The sequence below is a fragment of the Nocardiopsis sp. CC223A genome (assembly GCF_030766825.1).
Classification (GTDB): Bacteria; Actinomycetota; Actinomycetes; order Streptosporangiales; family Streptosporangiaceae; genus Nocardiopsis.
This window is the reverse complement of sequence record NZ_JASFDV010000106.1, coordinates 1-20004: the sequence shown is the minus strand read 5'-3', so window position 1 is coordinate 20004 and position 20004 is coordinate 1. Positions and strand designations below refer to the sequence as shown.

Below are 20004 nucleotides of genomic sequence, written 5' to 3'. Positions count from 1 at the left end.
TGGGCCTCCCGGTACGAGGGCGCGGGCGAGCCGTTCGAGCGCGAGTCCGCCCGCGTCGGGGTGGCGTCCGTCGAACGCGCCCACCCGGACGGCGAAGGCGAGGTCGTAGGGCGCCTCGCCCTCGTCGAGCACCAGCCGCTCTGCGGCGCACCGCCGGGCGGTGAGCCGGCCCGCCGCGATCAGGTCCGGCGCCGACCGGGTGAGCTGTGCGATCGCGGCGGCGGAGCGGTCGATCGCGAGCACATGGCCGTCCGGGCCGACCCGGTGCGCGACCTCGCGCGCCGCGGCGCCCGGGCCGCAGCCGATCTCGATCACGCGCAGGCCGGGGCGCAGGGGGAGGGCGTCGACGATCGCCCGCAGCCGTGGAGACAGGCCGGTCATACGGCCAGGGTAAACGGTCGCCGGCCCTGCCGCGCCGGGGTCGGCGGGGTGTCCGGTTTCAGGCCCGCAGCGCCTCGATCGCGGTTCGGGCGATGGACTCCAGCACCGTGCGCCCGGCACCGGACTGCCCCGCCACCCGGATCCCGGAGATCACCGAGACGATGTACCAGGCCGTCGCCTCGGGGTCGCGGTCCGGGTGGACCGACCCGTCGGCGCGGCCCGCCAGGACGGCCGTGCGCAGAGCCGCCAGCCGCCGGTCCCGGTCGGCGTCGAGCATCCGGGCGACCGCCGGGTCGTGCGCGGCGGTCGACGTGGTCGTGTTGACCACGAAGCAGCCGGACCCGGGGCCCTGCTCCCGGGTCCGCGCCGCGTCGTCCGCGATCTCCGAGAGCAGGGCCCGGATGCGGTCCAGGCCCTCGCGCCGGTCGTCGTCCAGGGTCTCCACCATGGAGTTCGTCGAGACGGTGATGTAGGCGGCCAGGGACCTGAGGAACAGGTGCTCCTTGGACCGGAACGTGTTGTACAGGCTGGAGCGGTTCAACCCGGTGGCCGCGCACAGGTCGGCCGTGGAGGTCCCGTCGAACCCCTTCTCCCAGAACACGTCGCGGGCGGCCCTGACCACCTGCTCCTCGTCGAATCCCCGTGGTCTTCCCATGGCCGCCACGCTACCGGTTTGTGGAACGTTCGGACCAGAACCGGTGCGCGGGCCCGGGCGTGGGGGCGGCGGGATCAGGCGTTGGACCCCCCGTCCACGCCCAGGCGGGTGCCCGTGGTGTACCCCGCCGCGGGTGAGGCCAGGTGGGCGACCGCCTCGGCGATCTCCTCCGGCGCCCCGAAGCGCCCCAGCGCGATGCCCCGCATCTGCGCCTCGGCGTTCGGGCCGTCCTGCGGGTTCATGTCGGTGTCGGTGGAGCCGGGCGCGACCTCGTTCACGGTGATGCCGCGCGGCCCCAGGTCGCGGGCCAGGGCCCGGGTCAGCCCGGTGATCGCGGCCTTGGAGGCGGCGTAGGCGGTCAGGCCGGGGGAGTGCACCCGCTCGCCCAGGGAGGAGCCGATGTTGATGATCCGCCCGCCCTCGCCCAGGTGCCGGGAGGCGGCACGGGAGACGAGCAGGGGGCCGCGCACGTTGACGTCGATCACCCGGCTCGCGGCCTCGGGGTCCAGGTCTCCGATGGGGGCGGCCGCGATGACCCCCGCGTTGTTGACCAGGACGTCGAGGCCGCCCAGGAGTGCGACGGTCTCCGCGACCAGGCGTTCGGCGTCCTCCACCAGCCCGGTGTCGGCCTGCACGGTCACGGCCTTTGCGCCGGTGCGTTCGCCGATGAGGGCCGCCGTCTCCTCGGCCGCCCGGCGGTCGGAGTGGTAGCCGATCGCCACCGACGCCCCGTCCCGGGCCAGTCGCAGGGCGATGGCCGCGCCGATGCCGCGGCCTCCGCCGGTCACCAGGGCCCGCTTGCCGTCGAGGACGTTGCTCATGTCGTTGGTCTTCCGATCCGTGAAAGGGGTGCGGGGGCGGGCGGGGGCAGGGCCGGGGAACGCCGGGGATCCATTTTGGATCGTTCGTTCCAATACGGGAACCTAGCACGGACCGTCGGCCGGTCGTGGGTGACGTGGGTCACTCAGGGGTGCGCCGGGGGAGCGCCGCTCCGGGTCAGCCCTCCCACTCCAGGGCCGACACCACCGTGTACGGGGTCAGGGTGACCACGCTGGCTCCGCAGCGCCCGTGGCGCTGGAGGTCGATCAGGGCCGAGGCGACGAGGACGGCGTTGCGGCGCAGCTCGGCCTCGGTCGTGCCCACCGGGATCACCCGGCGCACGTGGTGGCAGCGCGCCCGACCCACGTCGTGCACCATCCCCACCACGTAGGTGCGGGCCAGCCGGCGCAGCGCCGCGGCCCGCGGGATCGGGTACCGGTACCGGCACCGGGTCCGCACCCCGGCCGGGTCCACCGCCTCCGCCTCGTAGGTGATGGACTCCCAGTCCTCGTCCACCTCCCGGACCGCGGCGCCCCGGGCCCGCGCCCACGCCTCGATCTCCGCCCGGTCGTGGACGACCACGACCCGGGCGGCCTCCCCGGAGGCGTCGTCCGTCGTCCGCGCCGTCTCCCGGGACGCCGTCCTGTCACCGGGGGCGGGCGTCACCGCTCCGCCGTTCACTCGCGATCACCCCGTGGGGGCTCGCCGATGCGCATCATCGTCGGTGTTCCTCGAAACCGTCGGTGGGGTCCCGGGCCCCCTCCCGGCCCGGGACCCCACCGACGTTAACCCGATCCGCCCCGAGCAGGGGGTAGGGAATGTGCCCCCTGGCGGGCAAAGGCCAGGTCAGGAGTGCGCGGGGCCCGCGCGGAGGGATCGGTGCGTGGACCGGTTCAGGCCGGGACGCCCACCCGGTCGGCCAGCTCCGCCGCCTGCGCGCGGTGCTCGCGCGAGTGCAGGCCCTCCGTGATCATGGCGCGGGCGTGCCCGTTGTAGCGGATGGTCTCCGGGGCGGCCGCGTGCGCCTGCGCCAGCAGTCGCAGCGCGTCGCCCTCCCGGCCGTCCAGCCGGTGCGCCCGGGCCTGCTCTATCCGGTGCCGGGCCCGCCGCGGCCGCGACGGGATGGTGTGCGCCTCCGACCGCAGCGACTGGCGCACCCCCTCGCCGCCGTTGCGCAGCTCCACCGCCACCGTCACCGCGTGCGCGCCCATGACGGACCGGGAGAACGAGGTGACCGGGTGGTAGAACCCGTCCGGAAGCCGTTCCACGGCCCGCCGCGCCGTGTCCCACCGGTGCCAGGCCGTGCCGCTCTCGCCGCGCCGGGCGGCGGTGTACCCGGCCTCGAACTGTAGGGAGCCCCACAGGGATTGGAGTTCGTCGGAATCCCGCCGGGCCAGGTGGGCGCCCAGGTGTGCCAGCGCCCCCTCGGCCACCGCGTCCGCGGCGTCCCAGTCCCCGGCGTCGCGGTGCGCCTGGACCATCAGCCAGGCGGCGATGCCCAGGGCCCGCGGGTCGTCGGCCTCGCGGGCGGTCACCACGGCGCGCTCGCACACCCGCCACAGCAGGCTCTGCGCGGGCTGGTAGGCGATGAAGAACTGTGTCAGCGAGTACACCTCGGACAGCACCGCGCGGGCGGCCCGCCGCTCGGTCTCCCCGACCGCCTGGTGCGCGGCCGCCTGCGCGTCCCCGATCAGCTCCGGCAGCAGCGCGCCCAGGACCTCGCGGTGGTCGGGGGCCGCGTGCCGGGCCCGCCACGCCCCCCGCAGCCGGGCCCGCAGGTGGGGCAGGCCCGGTGCGGGGCGGTCGGCGGCGGGCGCGAAGGCGTTGATCGCCGCCCGTACGGCGGGCAGGTGCCGGTGCCCGGGGCCGCTGAACGGTTCGACCGGGATCGACCCGGCCCCGGTCAGCTCGGCCAGGTCGCGCACCCGCAGCGCGTCCGCCAGCTTGAGCAGCAGCGGCAGTTTGGGGGTGCCCAGGCGGCCGGTCTCCAGGGCCTTCACCCAGGAGGCGGAGCGGCCCACCAGCCCGCCCAGCACTTCGCGGGTCAGTCCTCTGCGGGAGCGGTGGAGCTTGAGGCGGGTGCCGAAGGGGACCTCGGAGCCGACGGATTCCTCGATCTCCCCGATGCCGTCGAAGGCCATGTGGAGTCCTTCCCGATGCGCCGCGGCGGCGGCTCGTACCGTCCGCCGGTGTCGCGCCGGGCCGTGCCGCGCGGGCGGACGGCACCAGCGTAGGGGCGGCGTGCGCGCTCCGGGAGGGTTTCCCCACGATCCGTTACTCCGTACGAGGGCGTCCCGCCGTCACCGGTGTGCCCGCCGGGCGGAGCGCACGGCCGGCGGCCACCGCGTTCTCGGCGGTGGCCGCCGAGAACGCGCGGGGGTCAGCGGCGGCCGCCGCCCCCTCCGCCACCGCCGCCGCCGGCCGTGCCCCCCGCCCCGCGACACGTGCGCGCTGCGGATCCGGCTGCGCACGTCCGCGTCCCAGCGGTCGCGGTAGTCGCGGTCCCGGTAGAAGGCGCGGACGTCGGGGCCCCCGCCGACGAGCCGCTCCGGGGGCGCGCCCAGGGCGACGGCCAGGACGGGTTCGGCGGCGTCAGGGTCTCCGGCCACCGCTGCGAGCCGTTCGCCCACGTGCCGCCCGTAGGGGGTGCGGGGGTGGGGGAGCAGCATCAGGACGGCGGTGACCACCGGCAGGGCGGCGGCGAACGCCGTCATGCCCGACAGGTGCAGGGGCGTGTACTCGTTGAGGAAGTAGGGGGTGAAGAGGGCGCCCGCGAACAGGCAGGCGACGGCCGCGAAGGCCGGCCACCACAGCCAGGCGGGCCGGATCAGGCCCCGGCTCCGGCCCTCCCGGGTCAGCGCCCGTTCCAGGGAACGCACCCCGCGCCGGGTCAGCCGGCGCGACAGCTGCGGCAGGTCGCTCCGCCCGGACCCGTCGAACATCGTCTCCAGCAGGGCCCGCTCGGAGGGCGTGGTCTGGGCACCCGACACCGACCGGGTGAACACCCAGCCGTCGTCGCCCGGGGCCGAGGCGACGTGTCCCTTCCCCTCCAGCCGTACCAGGAGCGCCATCAGGTGCTCGGGCCGCAGCTTCTCCTTGCGGTACAGGAACCCGGCGAGCGCGGGCGGGAGGTCCGGCAGGGCGTCGGGGAACGTGCGACGGGCGGCGCGGAACCGGTCGACCCGCACCGCCAGGAGCAGGATCCCTTAGCAGACCGCGAGGGACGCCAGGAGCGCGAGCAGCGGTACGGCGACCAGCAGCGCCGCGCGTGCGAGGGCGCGGGGCATGGGGGTCCTGAGGGTGGGGGCGAGGCGGCCTCCAGGGTATCCGCGCCGGCGGGGGCGGGGCGGGGCGAACACCGGGCGGGCTCCCGGCGTCCCACCCCGGTGGAGGCCGACGTCGGCCGACGCGGGCGGAAGGGGTGCGGGGTGCGCGGCGCGGTGGGATGGTCGGGTGCGGGGCTGGCGGCCGGTGCGGGCCTCCTGGCGGGTGCGACGGCCCTGACCGGGGCGGGGGCGGAACGGGGGTGGGGGCTCGCGGTCGCCGCGGTCGCGTGCCTCCTGTCGGCGTACACGATCGGTGCCCGCCCGGAGGGCGGGCGGACGGCGGCCTTCCGGGCCGGGGCGGGGGCGCTCGCCCTGGCGGGTGCCGCGGTCGCCGTGTGGACCTTTCCGGCGGACTCCCTGGAGGCGTTCGCCCCCGCCGACGGGCTCGTCGTGCCCTCGCGCGCGGCCGTGCGGCTGTGGGCGGCCGTCGCCGCGGTCGCCCTCGGCGCACTGCTGTCGGCCCTCGCGGGTCCCCCCGCAAGCCTTCGCCCCCTGCGGCGCTCCCTGCCCGGGGCGCTGGCGGGGGCGCTGCCCGTCCTGCTGGCGGGGGCGCTGGTGGGGCCGGTCCTCTTCCCCGCGGAGCGGCACACCGTCGCCGGGGCTCCGGAGCCGACGGCCCCCACCGCCTGGACCTGGGAACCGCCGGGGCGGGTGGCGGTCCGCGAGGTGCTCCCCGGCGACCGCGGGCCCCTGGTGCTGCTCGGCGACGGTGCGGTGGCCCTGGACGGGGCCGCCGGGGAACCCGTGTGGGAGTACCGGCGCCCCCACCCGGGGCTCGGCGGTCAGGGCGTCGGCTCCTGGGGCGACGGCATGGACGTGTGGAGCGACGGCGGGCGCGTGTACGTCGCCGAACGCTCCGGACCGCCCTTCGCGGTGCTCGACGCGGCCACCGGGGCGGTCACGGGCGGCGGCGCCCCGAGCCGGGAGGACGCCGACGCCCTGGACAGGGAGCGGCGGGAGGCCGCCCGGACCACGTGGGAGGAGGCCGTGGCGGAGCCGTCCGGCTGCCACCGGGGGCCGGGCCGCGAGGTGGCCGGGGTGACGGTCGGCCTGGTGGGGTGCGCGGACGGGTTCGCCGACCTGGGCGGCCTGGTCGTGGAGGCGGCCGAGGCCCGGTTCGTGCTGGTCGCGGTCGATCCGGACGGCGGCCGGGAACTGTGGCGGCGGGAGTGGGAGGGGGCGCGGCCCTCGTTCGCCGCCGGGCCCGCGGCGGGCGGCGGCACCCTCGTCGTCCTGGAAGCCGGTGACGGTTCCGCGCCGGTCGGCCTCGACCCGGTGACAGGGGAGGAGGTCCTGCTCTTCCCCGGGGGCGGCGCGCCCGACGTCCTGCTCCAGGCCGACACCGCAGGGCTGGTCGCCGCGTTCGAGGAGGACGGAGGCGGGCTGCTGCTGCGGCGCTCCGCACCGGACGGGGAGGTCACCGCGGAGTTCCGCGCGGAGGGGGTGCGGTTCGACGACGCCGACCTCGCCGCGGCTGCCGTCACCCCGGACGCGGTGTTCCTGCCCGTGCGCGAGGACGGCGGGCGGTCGGCGGCGGGTCCGGCCCGGATCCTGCGCCTGGCGGACAGGGGAGCCGCCGCCGACCTGGGCGTCCACCCGGTCGTGGACGTCCTCGCGGCGCCGGGGTGGGCGGTGGCGGTCCTGGGGGACGAGTACGGGCCCACCGGGCTGCGGTCCCTGGCGCCGTGAGGGGCGCGGTTCGGAACCGCACGAAGATGCGATACAGTCTTACCTGTTGGCGATGCCGGAGACGGCGGTCGTCGGCGGGACGTAGCGCAGTTTGGCAGCGCACTTGACTGGGGGTCAAGGGGTCGTGGGTTCAAATCCCGCCGTCCCGACGGATGAAGGGCGTTCACCCGGGTGAACGTCCTTTTTCGTGTCCCGGGCGCGCTGTTCGGGCAGGGATGCGAGGACGGCGCGGGTCTCCTCCAGGACGGTGTTGAGGACACGTGCGGCCGCGGCGGTGTCCTCGGGGGAGAGCCCTGCCCAGACCGGGCCGGTGAGCTCGGCGATGCGCCGACCGGTCCGGTCCAGGAAGTCCCGGCCCGTGTCGGTGAGCCGGTCGCCGGAGACGAGGCCGCGTCCGGCCAGGTCGGACAGGAGGGCCTCGGGGGCGGGGAGGCGCGACTGGTCGTGGATGAACGCGGCCAGGTCGCCGGTGCCTTTGAACCGCTCGGTGAGGCGGAGCGCGACCCACTGCGGCTCGGACAGGCCGCTGTCGGCGAGGACGGCGGCCAGGAGCGCGTTGAGGGTCTTCTCGGTCCGGCCGATGAGGGGGGCGCCGAACGGGATCATGGTGACTCCTTTGTTGTTGGTGGAGCCAACATTACATGATCGTTGGCCGCACCAACAAGAGGTAGCGTGGGCGGCATGGTTCGGCGACTCGATGACCGGGCGACCTGGCTGGTGAGCCGGGCGCACCTGCGTTCCCACAGACTTCTCCAGGAGGCGTTCGCGGAGGCGGACGCCCGCCCGTACCACTACCGCCTGCTCGCGGCGCTGGAGGAGTCCGGCCCGCTGAGCCAGGCGGAGCTGGGACGGCGCGTCGGCCTCGACCGCAGCGACGTCGCGACGTCGCTCGACGCCCTGGGCCGCGGCGGGTTCGCCGTGCGCGAGCCCGACCCGGCCCACCGCAGGCGCAACCGTGTCTCCATCACCGAGGCGGGACGCGCGGAACTGCTCCGGCTCGACGCGGTGCTCGCCGAGGTCCAGGACCGGTTCCTGTCCCCGCTCGCGGAGGCCGAACGCACCGTGTTCCTGGGGCTGGTCGCACGGCTGGCGGAGGACCCCGGGGGCGGTCACCAGAGCACGTAGGCGGCGAGCGCCACCGCGGACGACCCGAAGAACAGCGCCCAGGCGCCCAGACGGAGGTCCCCGACGCGCAGATGGGCGACGAGGGCGCCGACGAAGTAGAGCACGAGCCCGGCCGCGGCGGCCAGGCCCACCACGGGTACGGCCGGGCCGACCAGCAGCCCCAGGGCGCCCGCGCCGAGCAGGGCGCCCAGGACCGGGATCCACGTGTGCGGGACTCCCAGCAGGTCGGCTTGCTCGCGCGGGTAGCGGTGGCCGGTCAGGTTGGCGATCGACGCGGCGCCGCAGACGACCACCGCGGGCAGCGACGCGGCGAGGTGCAGGAGGGGCATCGGTGTCCTTGCGGGAGCGGTGGCGGACGGGTTCCACTCCCATGACGGACCGCGGCCCCCGGATGTGACACCCCGCCCCGGTGGCGGCCGTGCCGGTCCCGCAGCCCGGCCCGCGACCGCCGCCCGCCTGCCCGGCGCGGTCCGCAAGGGCGGACCGGCCGGGCCGGCGGTGCCCCGGGGCTACCGGTCCGTCCGGCGGTGGGGGGCTGTCGGTCCGAGCACGCTCGGGAGGAAGGTGTCGAGTGCCGCCTCGACGTGTCGTTCGACCTCGGCCCCGCTCAGCCGCGCGGCCTCGTCGCCCAGCAGCATGGCGCGGTTGACCGGCTCGCCCATGACGAGCCAGTTCAGGTGGGTCGCGGCGAGTTCGGGGTCGGGCACACGCAGGATCGCGAGGTCGGCGAGGGCGCGCAGGATCGCGGCCAGCGAGGTGATCGCCCGGCGGGGGCCGTGCTCGTACAGCGCGGCGGCCAGTTCCGGGGACCGGGTCGCCTCACCGATCACCAGCCGCCGCAGCCCCAGGATCGACGGGTCCAGCACCGTCGCCAGCTGGGCGCGGAGCACCTCGCCGAGGACGGCGCGCGGATCACAGCCGGGTTCGATCCGCACGCCGTCCTCGGCGAGCACGTGCTCGCTCGCCGCCACCGTCTTGGCGGTGACCAGTTCGAGGAACAGTGCGCGCTTGCTGCCGAAGTGGCTGTACAGCGTCTGCTTCGCGATACCGGACTCGCCCGCGATCGAGTCCATGGTCACCGACTCGTAGCCGGTGGCGAGGAACTGGCGCTCGGCCGCCGCGAGGGCGGCCTCCCGCTTCTGGACCGAGCTGGGGCGCACGCGCTCACTCCTCACACTTCTTCCCTTGCAGAAATCATACCGCTCAGTCTAATGTCGGAGAAGTGAGACCCATCAGTCCAGAAAGTGGGGCCGTCATGTCCGCCGACACTCCTCTCGTCTTCGAGGCCGAACTGCGCACCGGTCCGGAGGCCGGGGCCTGGACCGTCTTCGACGTGCCCGGCTCCGCGGCCCACTTCGGCACCCGGCGGCCGGTGCGGGTCCACGGCACCCTCGACGAGGTGCCCGTGCAGATCACGCTCATGCCCACGGGGAACGGTGGCCACATGGGCTCGGTCAAGGCGGCGACGCGCAAAGCGCTCGGCAAGCAGGCCGGGGACCGGGTGCGCGTGAGCATCGCGTCGGCCGCACCGTGAACGGGGCCCGGGAGCCCGTGCGCGCCGAAGGCCGTGCCCTCATCGGAGACCTGACCGGACCGCCGCGGGACCGGTGGGCGACGCCCTCGCTCTGCGGCGGCTGGACCGTCCACGACGTGGCGGCGCACCTGGTCGACTCCGCGCGGACCACGCGCACCGGCTTCGTCCCGGCCATGCCGCGGGCCCGGCTGGACTTCGACCGGCTCAACGAGGCCGGTGTCGCCCGCGAGCGGGGGACGGCCCCGCCGACACCCTGGACCGGCTGTGGGAGGTCGTGCCGCTGAGGACGGCGCCGGGCTCAACCTCGCCGCCCTGGCCGCCGGCCCGGTCGTCGCCGTGCTCGCCGTGGTCTGCGCCGTCGCCCTGCGGCACGTCCGCCCCATCGGGGCCGGAACCGGTGGCGGCCACTAGCCTGGGCGGTGAGGGAGGCACCATGGGCGAGACGACGGCGGTCACCGACGGGCGCAGGATCAGGGGGGAGCGCCGCCGGGCCGAGATCATCGACGCGACCCTGCGGGTCGTGCGGCGCGACGGCGCCGCCGGCGTCACCCACCGCACCGTCGCCCGCGAGGCCGGGGTGACCGCCAGCCTGACCACCTACTACTTCGCCACGCTCGACGACCTCCTCGTGGCGGCGCTGTCGACCGTCGCCGACCACTACACCGCGAGGATCCGGGCCGTCGTCGCCGCCGGCGGGGACACCCTGCGCGGGCTGGCCGAACTCCTCGCGGAGTCCGCGGGCCCCGGGCGCGAGCGCGCGCTCGCCGAACGCGAACTGTCCACATTGGCGGCGCGACGCCCCGCGCTGCGCCCGCTGGCCCGGCGCTGGCGGGAGGGGGTGGCCGAGCTGGCCCGTGCCCGCACCGACGACCCGGCCGCCGTCGAGGCCCTGGTCGCGGCCTCCGACGGGCTGTGCGCGTCCCTGTTGCTGGGCGTCGCCGAGGCCGACGTCGACCACTTGCACGCGGTCCTGCGGCACGCCCTCACCGGAGGCCGGTGACCGGCCGGTCCGGCGCGATTTCGGGCAGCGCTCGGCGCTGTTCCGGGAATTCCTTTTCCAGGGATGCCGTTCTTTTGTTGATTCTGTGGTGTCCGAATATGCGGGACCCCGCCGGGGTGTCGGCGGGGTCCCTTTCCGGGTCGGGTCAGACGCGGTACAGCCAGAGGTAGACGGTGGCGCCGCCGTCGCAGAGGTAGTCGGAGTAGCGGGAGCTCTTGATCTGCTCGCGCCCTTCGGCGTGGCAGGCGGAATAGGTCCAGTACCAGGAGTAGTACTCCCAGCAGGGGGTGACGTTGCCGTTGTACTCGCACTGCGGCTGGGGTTCGGCCGCGGCGGCGGGGGAGGCGAGGCCGAGGGTGACGACGGTCGTCATGGCGGCGACGGCGAGCGTCTTGGCGAACTTCACAGACCACCTCTTCTGTTGTCACGTGAAAGGGCGTCCGGAAAGGAACCCGGTGGGGCGGGGTGCGCGATCGCGCTCTTCCGGATCGAGACGATCATAAAATCCACCCGCCCAAAGCGGGGGAAAAGTCGGAGTAAAGCAATGGTAAAGTGAATTCAGATATGCGAATTCTTGGTTTTTATCATGTTATGAGGTGACGCTCCCCTGTACCGCGGGGTGCGTACCGGTCAGCCGCGGCCCAGCAGGGCCTCGCCCAGCGGGGTGCGGGTGTGCAGCACCCGGTTGCCCTCGCGACGGGCGTGGACCAGCCCCGAGCGGCGCAGCACCGCCAGGTGGTGGGAGGCAGTGGACACCGCCATCATGCAGGCCGCCCCCGCCTCCGAGGTGGTCCGCGGCCCGTCCAGGCAGGCCAGCACCCGGGCCCGGCCCGCGCCCAACAGGTCGGCCAGTGCCTCCTCGGCGGCCGCGCCGTGGATCCACGTCTCCGCCAGCCCGTCCACCGGGTAGAACAGGGTGGGCTGGACCGGCGGCTCGGTGAGCACCGCGCACCGGGCGGTGCCCATCACCGACGGGGCGAGCACCACCCCGCCGCCCTCGCACCGCACGTCCTCGTCGTGCAGGCGCAGCGACACCTCGATGGTGTTGCGGTGCCAGCGCACCGTCTCGTGCAGGGTCGCCACCATCGCGCCCACCCCGCCCGCGCCCATCCGCCGCATCCGCAGGTCGATGTCGGCGCCCAGCAGGCGGCGGATCTGCGGCCAGTGCGGGGCCATCGTCGCCTCCCACACCTGCTCCCAGGCGTCGGCGATCATGTCCCGGGTCCGCTGCGGGCGCTCGATCATCCGCGCCACGAGGTCCTTGGCGCGCCCCTCCGAACGCACCAGCACCTTGCCCAGATCGAAGCGGATCGCGTCCGTCGGCACCCGGCGCAGCCGCTCGATCTCCTCCTGCGGCGTCATGTCCCAGGTCGGCGCGGCGGTGAGGAAGTCCGGGAAGTACCCCTCCCGGCGAATCACCGCGGCCAGCCGGTCCATGGCCGGCCCCGGCACCGCCGCCCGCACCGACCGTAGCCACCCCCACTGGAGCGGGTGCCGCTGCGGGTCCAGCAGAACGCGCACTGCGTGCGCCAGCTCGTGCCCGGGGGACACCCCGAACCGGATGGCCGACACGTCGTCCGCCCCGATGTGGAACCGGGCGCTCTTTCGATGCATGTCGAAACAGTAGAGCCCCGCCGTGCCCGGCGGCCAGTGTTGGGGACATCGGCCGGACGGCGGTCGCAGGGACCGCCCGGCAGTCATCCACAGGAGGCACCACCATGGACACCGTCACCTCCCGCGCCATCCCCTTCGCCGAGATCGCCATCGGCGAGGCCCGCCGCACCGGGCTCTTCGAGGGCCGCAGGTACGGCTCCGGCATCACCTTCTTCCTCGTCGACAACGACCCCGGCCAGGGCCCCGGCCTGCACCGCCACCCCTACACCGAGACCTGGACCGTCCTGGAGGGCGAGGCCACCATCACCATCGGCGAGGAGCGCGTGGTGGCCCGGGCCGGGGACACGGCGGTGTGCGGCCCGAACGTGTGGCACGGGTTCGTCAACACCGGCACCGGACGGCTGCGCCTGATGGGCGTGCACGCCTCCGACACCCTGATCCAGGAGTTCGAGGACGCGGAGTGACCGCCGCCGACCTGCCGGGAAGAAACCCCGCCGCGCGTTGTTGCCCATGGACGGCGACGACGCGAAGGGGGACGCCATGACGGGCACCGCACCGGGGGAGCCGCAGGAGACCGAGGCGGTCGTGGTGGGCGCGGGCCAGGCCGGCCTGTCGGTGGCCTGGCACCTGCGCCGCCTGGGCCTGGTCCCGGGCACCGACGCGGTGGTCCTGGACCGGGGACCCGCCCCCGGCGGGGCCTGGCAGTTCCGCTGGGAGGCCCTGCGCCTGGACGACGCCCACAAGGTCGACGACCTGCCGGGCATGCGGGAGATCGGGCTGAGCTTCGCCACCGCCGACGGCACCCGACCGGCCCGCGACGTCGTCCGCGAGTACTACGACCGCTACGAGCGGGCCTTCGACCTGCGGGTGCGCCGCCCGGTCGAGGTCACGGCGGTCCGCGAGGCCGACGGCGACCGCCTGCGGGTGGAGACCGACCACGGCACCCTGCTCACCCGGGCACTGGTCAGTGCCGGGGGAACCTGGGCCCGTCCCTTCCGCCCCTACTTCGCGGGTGCCGCCGACTTCCGGGGCGTGCAGGTGTCCACACCGCAGTACCGGTCCGCGCGGGACTTCGCGGGCCTGCGCGTGGCCGTGGTGGGCGGGGGCACCTCCGCCACCGGCTTCCTGCACGAGCTGGAGGGGGTGGCCGCCGCCACCCTTTGGATCACCCGCCGCCCGGTCCGGTTCACCGACGACCCCGGGGCCGGGGTCACCGCGGTGCGCCGGGCGGACGAGGCCGCCCGCGCCGGACGGCCCCTGCCGAGCATCTCCAGCGGCACGGGCCTGCCCGCCACCCCGCGCAACCTGGCCGCCGTCGAACGCGGACTCCTGGTGGCCCGCCCCATGTTCACCGCCATCGAACCGGACGGGCTGCGCTGGGCCGACGGGGCCTTCGAACCCGTGGACGCCATCATCTGGGCCACCGGCTTCCGCTCCGAGCTCACCCACCTGGCCCCGCTGGGGCTGCGCGAGCCCGAGGGAGGCGTGCGGGTGGAGCAGGGCCGCGCGGTGCGCGACCCGCGCGTGTTCCTGGCCGGCTACGGGCCGCAGGCCAGCACCATCGGCGCCAACCGGGCCGGGCGGACCGTCGCCCGCCAGGTGGTGGAGTACCTGCGCACCCCGGCCGCCGCCTGAGCGGCACGGCTCGCCCCGGATCGTTCGGGACACGCCCCGGGGTCCGTGCCGGAGGTCCGCACCCGGAGGCGCGCCGTCCGCCCGGTCTGCCGTGGCCGTGCCGCATGAGCGGCCCGGGCCCACCGCGTTCAGGCGGAGGCCTCCCCGGCCGCCGCCTCCAGCGCGGCCAGGACCGCCGCCAGCGGCTCCGGCACCCGCTCCGGGGCCAGGGCCTGCGCCATCGCGCGGGCGTACCGCTCCTTGTGGTTGCTCATGAACCCGTGCAGCTGCCGGTCGGCGGGGCGGCCCCGGTGCGCGGGCTGGCGGCGGTAGATCCGCAGTGACCGCTCCCGGCCCTGCTCGGCGATCACCCGCTCCACCCCGGCCACGCCCAGCGCCCGGATCAGCTCGTCCTCCAGGTCGTCCACGCACACGTGGAAGTCCCGGCCCAGGCCCGCCCCGGCGAACGCCCGCGCGAAGTGCCGCTCCTCCGCGGCGTCGCACAGCCCCACCAGGCGCAGCCCGGTGCCCCGCGGCCCCAGCCGGGCCACGAAGTGGCCGACGTTGGTGGCCCCGCCCATCGGCACGATCGCCGCGCCCAGGGCCCGCGGGTCCAGCCCGCGCCCCCGGGCCAGGGCCAGCAGGGCGGCGCGATCGCTCTCGCCCTCGACGAGGATCGCGGTGCCCAAGTCCTCCAGCCCTTCCACGCGCGCCACACTACGGCCTGCGGGGCGGCGGCCGCACGCCGATTTACCGCCCTTGCCGCCGGTTCGGGACACACCGCGGACGTGGGGTCATCGGCTGCCCGGGGCCGTACGGCCCCGGCGGGGCGGGCAGGCGGCGCGATACCCGCCGCGTGCGGGAAGGAAACGGGAGACCGTCGTCAGGACACCCGACTCCCGTTGCGGTGACACCGGCACGGACCTTCCGGGCGAAAAAGTCCGGGATGCCGATATCCGACCGCGGAATCGGCAACGGATACGATGCGTCCGGCAGGTCGTCGCCGGGAGGAGAAGCGGGATGCGGGCCAACGAAGTCCCCACGGAGGAGATCGCACGCGATCCGGCGGCCTTCGCCGACCGGGTCACCGCCGACGGCCGGTTCGGCCGCGCCGCCGAGCCCGGCCGCTACCGGCTGGTGGTCAACCGGGCCTGCCCGTGGGCGCACCGGACCGTCATCGTCCGCCGCCTCATGGGCCTTGAGGACGCCGTCTCGCTCGCGGTCACCGACCCCGTGCAGGAGGTCATCGACGGCGAACCGCACTGGGTGTTCACCGAGGGGACCGGCAGCCCGGGCGGCGTGGACCCGGTGCTGGGCATCCACGCCCTGCGCGAGGCGTACCTGGCCCGCGACCCCGGCTACACCGGCGGGGTGAGCGTGCCCGGCCTGGTGGACACCGCCACCGGGCACCTGGCCACCAACGACTACGACCGGCTCTGCCTGGACCTGGCCACCGAATGGGGGCCGCTCACCCGGGAGGGCGCCCCGGACCTGTACCCGGAGGCGCTGCGCGGGGAGATCGAGGCGGTCGGCGCGGAGGTCTACCGCGACCTCAACAACGGGGTGTACCGGGCCGGGTTCGCCCCCGACCAGGAACACTACGACCGCGCCGTGGCCGGGGTGTTCGCCCGCCTGGACGACCTGGAGGCGCGCCTGTCCTCCCGCCGCTACCTGGTGGGGGAGGCCCTCACCATGGCCGACATCCGGCTGTTCACCACCCTGGTGCGCTTCGACGCGGTGTACCACGGCCACTTCAAGTGCAACATCGCCAAGCTCACCGAGTACCCGGCGCTGTGGGCCTACGCCCGCGACCTGTTCCAGACCCCCGGTTTCGGCGACACCACCCACTTCGACCACATCCGGGTCCACTACTACCGGGTGCACACCGGCATCAACCCGACCGGGATCGTGGCCGCCGGGCCGGACCCGGTGCAGTGGCTCGAACCGCACGGGCGTGCGGCGCTGGGCGGGTCGCCGTTCGGGGAGGGCACCGCGCCCGGCCCGGTCCCGGCGGGCGAGCGCGTCCCCGGCATCGCCGACTGAGCGCCGCCCGCCGCGTCGGCGCTCACAGGCGGGCGGCGTGCTCGCGTAGCACCCGCACGGCCTCGGTGATCGCCGGGCGGCGGGAGGCGCCCTCGCGCCACAGCACCGCCAGGCCCCGCACCGGCGCCGGATCCACCGGCCGCACCGCCACGTCGGCGGGCAGCGGCCCCCGGCCCAGGCGCGGGACCACGGCGATGCCCAGCCCGGCGGCCACCAGCGCCAGCTGGGTCTGGTACTCGGCCACGTAGTGGGCGATGTCGGGCTCGGTACCGGTGGAGCGCACCGTGCGGGTCAGCCAGTCGTGGCACACCGTCCCCGGGGGCTGGCAGATCCACCGCTCCCCGGCCACGTCCGCGCGGGTCAGGGCGTCCAGGGCGGTGAGCGGGTGGTCGGGCGGCAGCAGGACGTCGCAGCGGTCCTCGCCGATGCGCTGCCGGGCCACGCCCTCGGGGACGCTCATCGGGGCGATGTCCCAGTCGTGCACCACGGCCAGGTCCACGGTGCCCTGGGCGACCATGTGCGGGGTGGCGTGCGGGTCCTCCTCGAACAGCCGCACGTCCAGGGCGGGGTGGGCGGCGGCCAGCTCGGCGAGCACACCGGGCAGCAGCCCGCGCGCGGCGGTGGAGAAGGACGCGACGGTCAGCCGCCCGTGCGGGCGGCCGCGCCGCTCCTCCAGGGACACCTCGGCCTCCTCGACCAGGGCCAGCACCCGCCCGGCGGTGCCCACGAGCATCGCGGCGGCATCGGTGAGCACCACGCCGCGTCCGCGCCGCTCCAGCAGCGGCGTGCCGGTCTCGCGTTCGAGTTTGCCGACCTGCTGGGAGATCGCCGAGGGGGTGTAGCCCAGGGCCTTGGCGGCGGCCGCGACGGAACCGTGGACGTGGACCGCGTGCAGGGCGCGCAGCCGGGAGAGGTCGAGCACGGGGCGCTCCTTCCGGGAGGACCCCACCATTATGTAGCAGGCGTGAATCCAACGGTGTAGGAACCTTCGCTGGTGCTTAATCCGGCAGGGCGCCATGATCGGACCCATGCGTCCCTTCCACCTTTTCCTGGCCGTGCTCGTCGCGGCGATCTGGGGTGTCAACTTCGTCGTGATCGAGGTCGGCCTCGACCACTTCCCACCCCTGCTCTTCACCGCCCTGCGCTTCCTCGTCGCGGCCGTGCCCGCGGTCTTCCTCGTCAGGCGGCCCGGGGTCGCCCTGGGGTGGATCGTGGTGGTCGGGCTGACCCTGGGGGTGGCCAAGTTCGGGCTGGTCTTCACCGGCATGCACCTGGGCATGCCCGCCGGGCTCACGTCGCTGGTGCTCCAGGTCCAGGCGGTGTTCACGGCGGTCTTCGCGGTGGTGTTCCTGGGCGAGCGGCTGCGTCCGCTGCGCTACCTGGGCATGGCGGTGGCGTTGGGCGGGATCGGTGTCGCGGCCTGGGCCCAGGGCGCCTCGGGTCCGCTGGCGGCGTTCTCGATGATCATCGCGGCGGCCGCGTTCTGGGGCCTGGCCAACGTGGCCACCCGCAGGGCGGCCCCGCCCGACGCCCTGTCCTGGACGGTGTGGGTGAGCCTGGTGCCGCCGCTGCCGCTGTTCGCGCTGTCCCTGCTGGTGGAGGGGCCCGAGGCGGGTCTGGCGGCACTGCGCGGCCTGGACCTCGCCGGGTTGGGCGCGCTGCTGTTCATCGCCTGGGTGGCGACCGTGTTCGGGTTCGGCGTGTGGGGGTTCCTGCTGCGCGAGCACGACGCCTCGGCGGTCGCCCCGTTCACGCTGCTCGTTCCGGTGTTCGGGATGGTCTCGGCGTGGGTGTTCCTGGGGGAGGAGATCACGTGGCTCAACCTGCTGGCCGCGGTGCTGCTGGTGGGCGGGGTCGCGCTCACCGCCCTGGGCGGCGGGCGCTCCCGGGCCGGGGGCGGGGACCCGGGGGAGGGGGACGGGGACGGTCCGGGGGAGGACCTCAGCGGCGGGCGAACTCCGGAGCGTGCTCCGAGCGCAGCCCCAGGCCGATGAGCCGGGCGGGCACCGCGCTCATGAACGGCAGGTGCTCCAGCACCCAGAGCAGCGGCGCGGGCGGCCCCATCCGGCGGCCCTGGAGGATCGGCTCGACCAGGAGCTTCTCCATGGTCCGCTGGAGGCGCTGGACGGCGGCGGCCGGCAGCAGCCTGCGGGAGCGCACCCGGGCCAGGGCGCGGGCGTCGGCGGTCCCGTTCCGGAGCGGCTCCGCCAGCAGGGTCGCCGCCGCCACCGCGTCCTGCACGGCGAGGTTGATGCCGACCCCGCCCAGCGGGGACATGGCGTGCGCGGCGTCGCCGATGCACAGCACGCCCTCGGCGTGCCAGCGGCGCAGCCGGTTGAGCCGGATGTCCAGGTGCTTGACGTCGTCCATGGACTCGATGGAGTCCACCCGGTCGGCCAGCTCCGGGAGCAGCTCGGCGATGTCGGCGCGGAACGCCTCCACGCCCCGGGCGCGCAGTTCGGGGTCGGTGCCCTTGCGGCCGATGTAGGCGATCTGGAGGTATCCCTCGCGGGGGATGACGATGAGGAACCTGCCCCGCCCGGCCCGCGGGGTGAGCGCCATGGCGTCCCCCGGGGCGCCCGGCAGCCGGAACCACCAGGCGTCGATGCCCACCGGGAACTCCTTCGGGACCAGCCCCGTCTCGCGGCGGACCGACGACCAGCGGCCGTCGCAGCCCACGGTGAGGTCGGCCCGGATCTCGCCCTCGCCGTCGGGGCCCCGGTAGCGGGCACCGACCACGCGGCCGCCCTCGCGGAGCAGCCCGGTGGCCTCGGTGCCCATCCGCAGGGTGAAGGTGGGTTCCGCGGCCGCGGCATCGGCCAGCAGGCTCAGCAGGTCCCACTGGGGCACCATGGCGATGTTCTGGTACGGGCGGGGCAGGCGGCGGAAGTCCGCGACGGTCACGACCCGGTCCCCGCCGAGGGGGAAGGCGACCCGGTCCAGCGGGCTCTGCGGCAGGGCGGCGAACTCCTCGCCCAGACCGAGCTCGTCGAGCAGGCGCACGGTCGAGGGGTGGACGGTGTCGCCCCGGAAGTCGCGCAGGAAGTCGTCGTGCTTCTCCAGCACGGTCACCGCCACGCCCGCGCGGGCGAGCAGCAGGCCGAGCACCATTCCGGCGGGGCCGCCGCCGGAGATCAGGCAGGTCGTCTTCTCGGTCATGGGGGGCTCCTGTTCCGGGGCGTCGTCGCCCCTGGTTCAGCGCGGCGGGTCGGTCGCCGCGGCTCGGAGGAAGGCGTCGCCGAGTACGGCGCAGGTCTCCTCCACGTCGGGGAAGTCCATGCCGGGCACCCCGGTCAGGGCGGGGCGCAGGGCGAAGTGGATGACGGTGGGGCCGATGAGCTGCTGGGCCAGCAGCGGTACCGGCAGGTCCCGCAGCCGCCCGGCGTCGATCTCCCGGCGCAGCCAGCCGCCCATGGCGACCAGCATGCGCGGGAAGAACCGGGTCGCCAGCAGGTTCCGGGCGGGCCCGTCGGGCCGGGCGAACACGTCGGCCAGCAGCGCGGGCATCACCCGGGGTTCGGTGGTGAACGCCCGGGCCAGCGCCCGGTGGACGCCCAGGACGGTGGCCGCCAGGTCCTCTCCCGGGTCGGCGAGGTGCCGCTCCAGCTCGGTCAGCGGGCCGTACCGCTCGAAGACCGCGGCCAGCAGGGCGTCGCGCGACCCGAAGGCGGCGTACACGCTGTGCACCGAGCAGTCGGCGGCGGCCGCGACGGCCTCCAGAGTGGTGGCGGTCAGGCCCACCTCGCCCAGCAGGCGGGCCCCGGCCTCGACGGCGCGCTCCCGGACGGGCGGGCGCCCGCCCGGGTCCACACCGGCCTCGCGGACCGCCGTGTCCAGGGCCCCGCGCCTGCCTCCGAGGCGGCGCAGGAGGGTGCTGCGGGAGACTCCCGCCTCCTGTGCGATCTCGATGAGCGGCACGTCGGCCACGTCCTTTCCCGTCCGCTCGGCGGCGCGGATCGCCGCGCTCACCAGATCGTCCGGAACCTTGGGGTGTTCGGTATCTGACATCAACATAAAGGTAACCCGTAATCGAGTTCCACGCAAGGGGTTCGGTGATGGAGTGACCACTGAGAGGGAAGAGGTGGGTGAGGACGAGGCGCCGTTCCGGTCGGTCTTTCAGGAGAGGAAGCCGCGCATGAGTGCTTCGCTGCCCTCCAGGTGCTCGCCGACCGCCCGGCGGGCCGCGTCCGGGTCGCCCGCCCGC

Annotated in this window: 25 protein-coding genes and 1 tRNA gene; 11 read left to right on the top strand and 15 right to left on the bottom strand. The window is 75.3% G+C overall.

Translation table 11 applies throughout. From position 1 onward, the window contains the following. The 6 genes from QJS33_RS28300 to QJS33_RS28275 all read right to left on the bottom strand — a co-directional run. On the bottom strand, positions 1-381 hold a 381-nt coding region (locus QJS33_RS28300; RefSeq protein ID WP_306371122.1), incomplete at its 3' end, for a cyclopropane-fatty-acyl-phospholipid synthase family protein. Between the two features lie 58 nt (positions 382-439). Further along, positions 440-1036, bottom strand: a complete 597-nt coding sequence (locus tag QJS33_RS28295; protein ID WP_306371121.1) for a TetR/AcrR family transcriptional regulator — start codon at positions 1034-1036, stop codon at positions 440-442. A 74-nt stretch (positions 1037-1110) separates the two neighbouring features. Beyond that, positions 1111-1857 (bottom strand): SDR family oxidoreductase, encoded by a 747-nt coding sequence (locus QJS33_RS28290; RefSeq protein ID WP_306371120.1) that lies wholly within the window; start codon positions 1855-1857, stop codon positions 1111-1113. A 175-nt stretch (positions 1858-2032) separates the two neighbouring features. Beyond that, positions 2033-2536: a hypothetical protein gene (locus tag QJS33_RS28285; RefSeq protein WP_306371119.1), complete on the bottom strand. Its 504-nt coding sequence runs from the start codon at positions 2534-2536 to the stop codon at positions 2033-2035. Between the two features lie 212 nt (positions 2537-2748). Then, positions 2749-3996 (bottom strand): helix-turn-helix transcriptional regulator, encoded by a 1248-nt coding sequence (locus tag QJS33_RS28280; RefSeq protein WP_306371118.1) that lies wholly within the window; start codon positions 3994-3996, stop codon positions 2749-2751. A 159-nt stretch (positions 3997-4155) separates the two neighbouring features. Continuing rightward, positions 4156-5043: a DUF2207 domain-containing protein gene (locus tag QJS33_RS28275; RefSeq protein WP_306371117.1), complete on the bottom strand. Its 888-nt coding sequence runs from the start codon at positions 5041-5043 to the stop codon at positions 4156-4158. A gap of 240 nt (positions 5044-5283) precedes the next feature. Here QJS33_RS28275 and QJS33_RS28270 point away from each other — a divergent pair, with 240 nt between their 5' ends. After that, a complete protein-coding gene (locus QJS33_RS28270; protein WP_306371116.1) occupies positions 5284-6870 on the top strand; it encodes a PQQ-binding-like beta-propeller repeat protein in 1587 nt (528 codons plus the stop codon). A gap of 75 nt (positions 6871-6945) precedes the next feature. Next, positions 6946-7019, top strand: a tRNA-Pro gene (locus QJS33_RS28265). On the opposite strand, the gene QJS33_RS28260 is transcribed toward QJS33_RS28265, so the two are convergent. Beyond that, positions 6985-7476, bottom strand: coding sequence for a hypothetical protein (locus QJS33_RS28260; protein ID WP_306371115.1), 492 nt, complete (start codon positions 7474-7476; stop codon positions 6985-6987). The two genes, QJS33_RS28265 and QJS33_RS28260, sit on opposite strands and share 35 nt — an antisense overlap. A 75-nt stretch (positions 7477-7551) precedes the next feature. On the opposite strand from QJS33_RS28260, the gene QJS33_RS28255 reads away from it, so the two are divergent. Continuing rightward, complete coding sequence (locus QJS33_RS28255) at positions 7552-7995, top strand: MarR family winged helix-turn-helix transcriptional regulator (RefSeq protein ID WP_306371114.1); 444 nt, start codon at positions 7552-7554, stop codon at positions 7993-7995. Here QJS33_RS28255 and QJS33_RS28250 read toward each other — a convergent pair. Next, on the bottom strand, positions 7980-8324 hold the full coding sequence (locus QJS33_RS28250; protein WP_306371113.1) for a DoxX family protein: 345 nt from the start codon (positions 8322-8324) through the stop codon (positions 7980-7982). The genes QJS33_RS28255 and QJS33_RS28250 overlap by 16 nt on opposite strands. Before the next feature lie 180 nt (positions 8325-8504). Then, complete coding sequence (locus QJS33_RS28245; protein WP_306371112.1) at positions 8505-9155, bottom strand: TetR/AcrR family transcriptional regulator; 651 nt, start codon at positions 9153-9155, stop codon at positions 8505-8507. A 95-nt stretch (positions 9156-9250) separates the two neighbouring features. Between QJS33_RS28245 and QJS33_RS28240 the strand changes: the two genes are divergently transcribed. Genes QJS33_RS28240 through QJS33_RS28225 form a run of 4 tightly spaced genes read left to right on the top strand, consistent with a single transcriptional unit; the run spans position 9251 to position 10529 of the window. Continuing rightward, positions 9251-9529: a DUF1905 domain-containing protein gene (locus tag QJS33_RS28240; RefSeq protein WP_306371111.1), complete on the top strand. Its 279-nt coding sequence runs from the start codon at positions 9251-9253 to the stop codon at positions 9527-9529. Continuing rightward, positions 9526-9813, top strand: coding sequence for a maleylpyruvate isomerase N-terminal domain-containing protein (locus QJS33_RS28235; protein ID WP_306371110.1), 288 nt, complete (start codon positions 9526-9528; stop codon positions 9811-9813). The genes QJS33_RS28240 and QJS33_RS28235 overlap by 4 nt, the downstream gene beginning before the upstream one ends. After that, entirely contained in the window at positions 9794-9940 is a 147-nt protein-coding gene (locus QJS33_RS28230; protein WP_306371109.1) for a hypothetical protein, read from the top strand. Before QJS33_RS28235 ends, QJS33_RS28230 begins: the two co-directional genes overlap by 20 nt. 22 nt (positions 9941-9962) lie before the next feature. Beyond that, positions 9963-10529: a TetR/AcrR family transcriptional regulator gene (locus QJS33_RS28225; RefSeq protein WP_306371108.1), complete on the top strand. Its 567-nt coding sequence runs from the start codon at positions 9963-9965 to the stop codon at positions 10527-10529. 145 nt (positions 10530-10674) lie between these two features. Here QJS33_RS28225 and QJS33_RS28220 read toward each other — a convergent pair whose 3' ends face one another. Both QJS33_RS28220 and QJS33_RS28215 read right to left on the bottom strand, forming a co-directional pair. Next, positions 10675-10935 (bottom strand): hypothetical protein, encoded by a 261-nt coding sequence (locus QJS33_RS28220; RefSeq protein ID WP_306371107.1) that lies wholly within the window; start codon positions 10933-10935, stop codon positions 10675-10677. A gap of 224 nt (positions 10936-11159) precedes the next feature. Continuing rightward, entirely contained in the window at positions 11160-12143 is a 984-nt protein-coding gene (locus QJS33_RS28215) for a DUF5937 family protein (RefSeq protein ID WP_306371106.1), read from the bottom strand. Between the two features lie 104 nt (positions 12144-12247). Here QJS33_RS28215 and QJS33_RS28210 point away from each other — a divergent pair, with 104 nt between their 5' ends. Together QJS33_RS28210 and QJS33_RS28205 are read left to right on the top strand one after the other, a co-directional pair. Then, the gene (locus QJS33_RS28210; protein WP_306371105.1) at positions 12248-12607 is read left to right on the top strand and encodes a cupin domain-containing protein; all 360 of its coding nucleotides are present in this window, start codon (positions 12248-12250) and stop codon (positions 12605-12607) included. A gap of 76 nt (positions 12608-12683) precedes the next feature. Further along, entirely contained in the window at positions 12684-13778 is a 1095-nt protein-coding gene (locus tag QJS33_RS28205; RefSeq protein WP_306371104.1) for an NAD(P)-binding domain-containing protein, read from the top strand. A gap of 128 nt (positions 13779-13906) precedes the next feature. Here the strand turns inward: QJS33_RS28205 and QJS33_RS28200 are convergent, their stop codons facing one another. After that, a complete protein-coding gene (locus QJS33_RS28200; RefSeq protein WP_306371103.1) occupies positions 13907-14464 on the bottom strand; it encodes a TOPRIM nucleotidyl transferase/hydrolase domain-containing protein in 558 nt (185 codons plus the stop codon). Positions 14465-14777: 313 nt separating this feature from the next. Between QJS33_RS28200 and QJS33_RS28195 the strand changes: the two genes are divergently transcribed. Then, a complete protein-coding gene (locus tag QJS33_RS28195; RefSeq protein WP_306371102.1) occupies positions 14778-15800 on the top strand; it encodes a glutathione S-transferase family protein in 1023 nt (340 codons plus the stop codon). A gap of 22 nt (positions 15801-15822) precedes the next feature. Here QJS33_RS28195 and QJS33_RS28190 read toward each other — a convergent pair whose 3' ends face one another. Beyond that, positions 15823-16722 carry a LysR family transcriptional regulator gene (locus QJS33_RS28190; RefSeq protein WP_306371101.1) on the bottom strand — a complete coding sequence of 300 codons (900 nt, stop codon included), beginning with the start codon at positions 16720-16722 and terminating at the stop codon, positions 15823-15825. Between the two features lie 106 nt (positions 16723-16828). Between QJS33_RS28190 and QJS33_RS28185 the strand changes: the two genes are divergently transcribed. Then, complete coding sequence (locus QJS33_RS28185; protein WP_306371100.1) at positions 16829-17794, top strand: EamA family transporter; 966 nt, start codon at positions 16829-16831, stop codon at positions 17792-17794. Here the strand turns inward: QJS33_RS28185 and QJS33_RS28180 are convergent. Further along, positions 17742-18959, bottom strand: a complete 1218-nt coding sequence (locus QJS33_RS28180; RefSeq protein ID WP_306371099.1) for an FAD-dependent oxidoreductase — start codon at positions 18957-18959, stop codon at positions 17742-17744. The genes QJS33_RS28185 and QJS33_RS28180 overlap by 53 nt on opposite strands. A 36-nt stretch (positions 18960-18995) precedes the next feature. Continuing rightward, positions 18996-19808: a TetR/AcrR family transcriptional regulator gene (locus QJS33_RS28175; RefSeq protein ID WP_306371098.1), complete on the bottom strand. Its 813-nt coding sequence runs from the start codon at positions 19806-19808 to the stop codon at positions 18996-18998. Positions 19809-20004: the final 196 nt, after the last annotated feature.

Bases quoted from the DNA above. Each gene is read 5' to 3' on its own strand.
- QJS33_RS28295 (WP_306371121.1), bottom strand. From the start codon at position 1,036: ATGGGAAGACCACGGGGATTCGACGAGGAGCAGGTGGTCAGGGCCGCC.
- QJS33_RS28290 (WP_306371120.1), bottom strand. From the start codon at position 1,857: ATGAGCAACGTCCTCGACGGCAAGCGGGCCCTGGTGACCGGCGGAGGC.
- QJS33_RS28280 (WP_306371118.1), bottom strand. From the start codon at position 3,996: ATGGCCTTCGACGGCATCGGGGAGATCGAGGAATCCGTCGGCTCCGAG.
- QJS33_RS28260 (WP_306371115.1), bottom strand. From the start codon at position 7,476: ATGATCCCGTTCGGCGCCCCCCTCATCGGCCGGACCGAGAAGACCCTC.
- QJS33_RS28255 (WP_306371114.1), top strand. From the start codon at position 7,552: ATGGTTCGGCGACTCGATGACCGGGCGACCTGGCTGGTGAGCCGGGCG.
- QJS33_RS28250 (WP_306371113.1), bottom strand. From the start codon at position 8,324: ATGCCCCTCCTGCACCTCGCCGCGTCGCTGCCCGCGGTGGTCGTCTGC.
- QJS33_RS28240 (WP_306371111.1), top strand. From the start codon at position 9,251: ATGTCCGCCGACACTCCTCTCGTCTTCGAGGCCGAACTGCGCACCGGT.
- QJS33_RS28225 (WP_306371108.1), top strand. From the start codon at position 9,963: ATGGGCGAGACGACGGCGGTCACCGACGGGCGCAGGATCAGGGGGGAG.
- QJS33_RS28215 (WP_306371106.1), bottom strand. From the start codon at position 12,143: ATGCATCGAAAGAGCGCCCGGTTCCACATCGGGGCGGACGACGTGTCG.
- QJS33_RS28210 (WP_306371105.1), top strand. From the start codon at position 12,248: ATGGACACCGTCACCTCCCGCGCCATCCCCTTCGCCGAGATCGCCATC.
- QJS33_RS28205 (WP_306371104.1), top strand. From the start codon at position 12,684: ATGACGGGCACCGCACCGGGGGAGCCGCAGGAGACCGAGGCGGTCGTG.
- QJS33_RS28195 (WP_306371102.1), top strand. From the start codon at position 14,778: ATGCGGGCCAACGAAGTCCCCACGGAGGAGATCGCACGCGATCCGGCG.
- QJS33_RS28185 (WP_306371100.1), top strand. From the start codon at position 16,829: ATGCGTCCCTTCCACCTTTTCCTGGCCGTGCTCGTCGCGGCGATCTGG.
- QJS33_RS28180 (WP_306371099.1), bottom strand. From the start codon at position 18,959: ATGACCGAGAAGACGACCTGCCTGATCTCCGGCGGCGGCCCCGCCGGA.
- QJS33_RS28175 (WP_306371098.1), bottom strand. From the start codon at position 19,808: ATGTCAGATACCGAACACCCCAAGGTTCCGGACGATCTGGTGAGCGCG.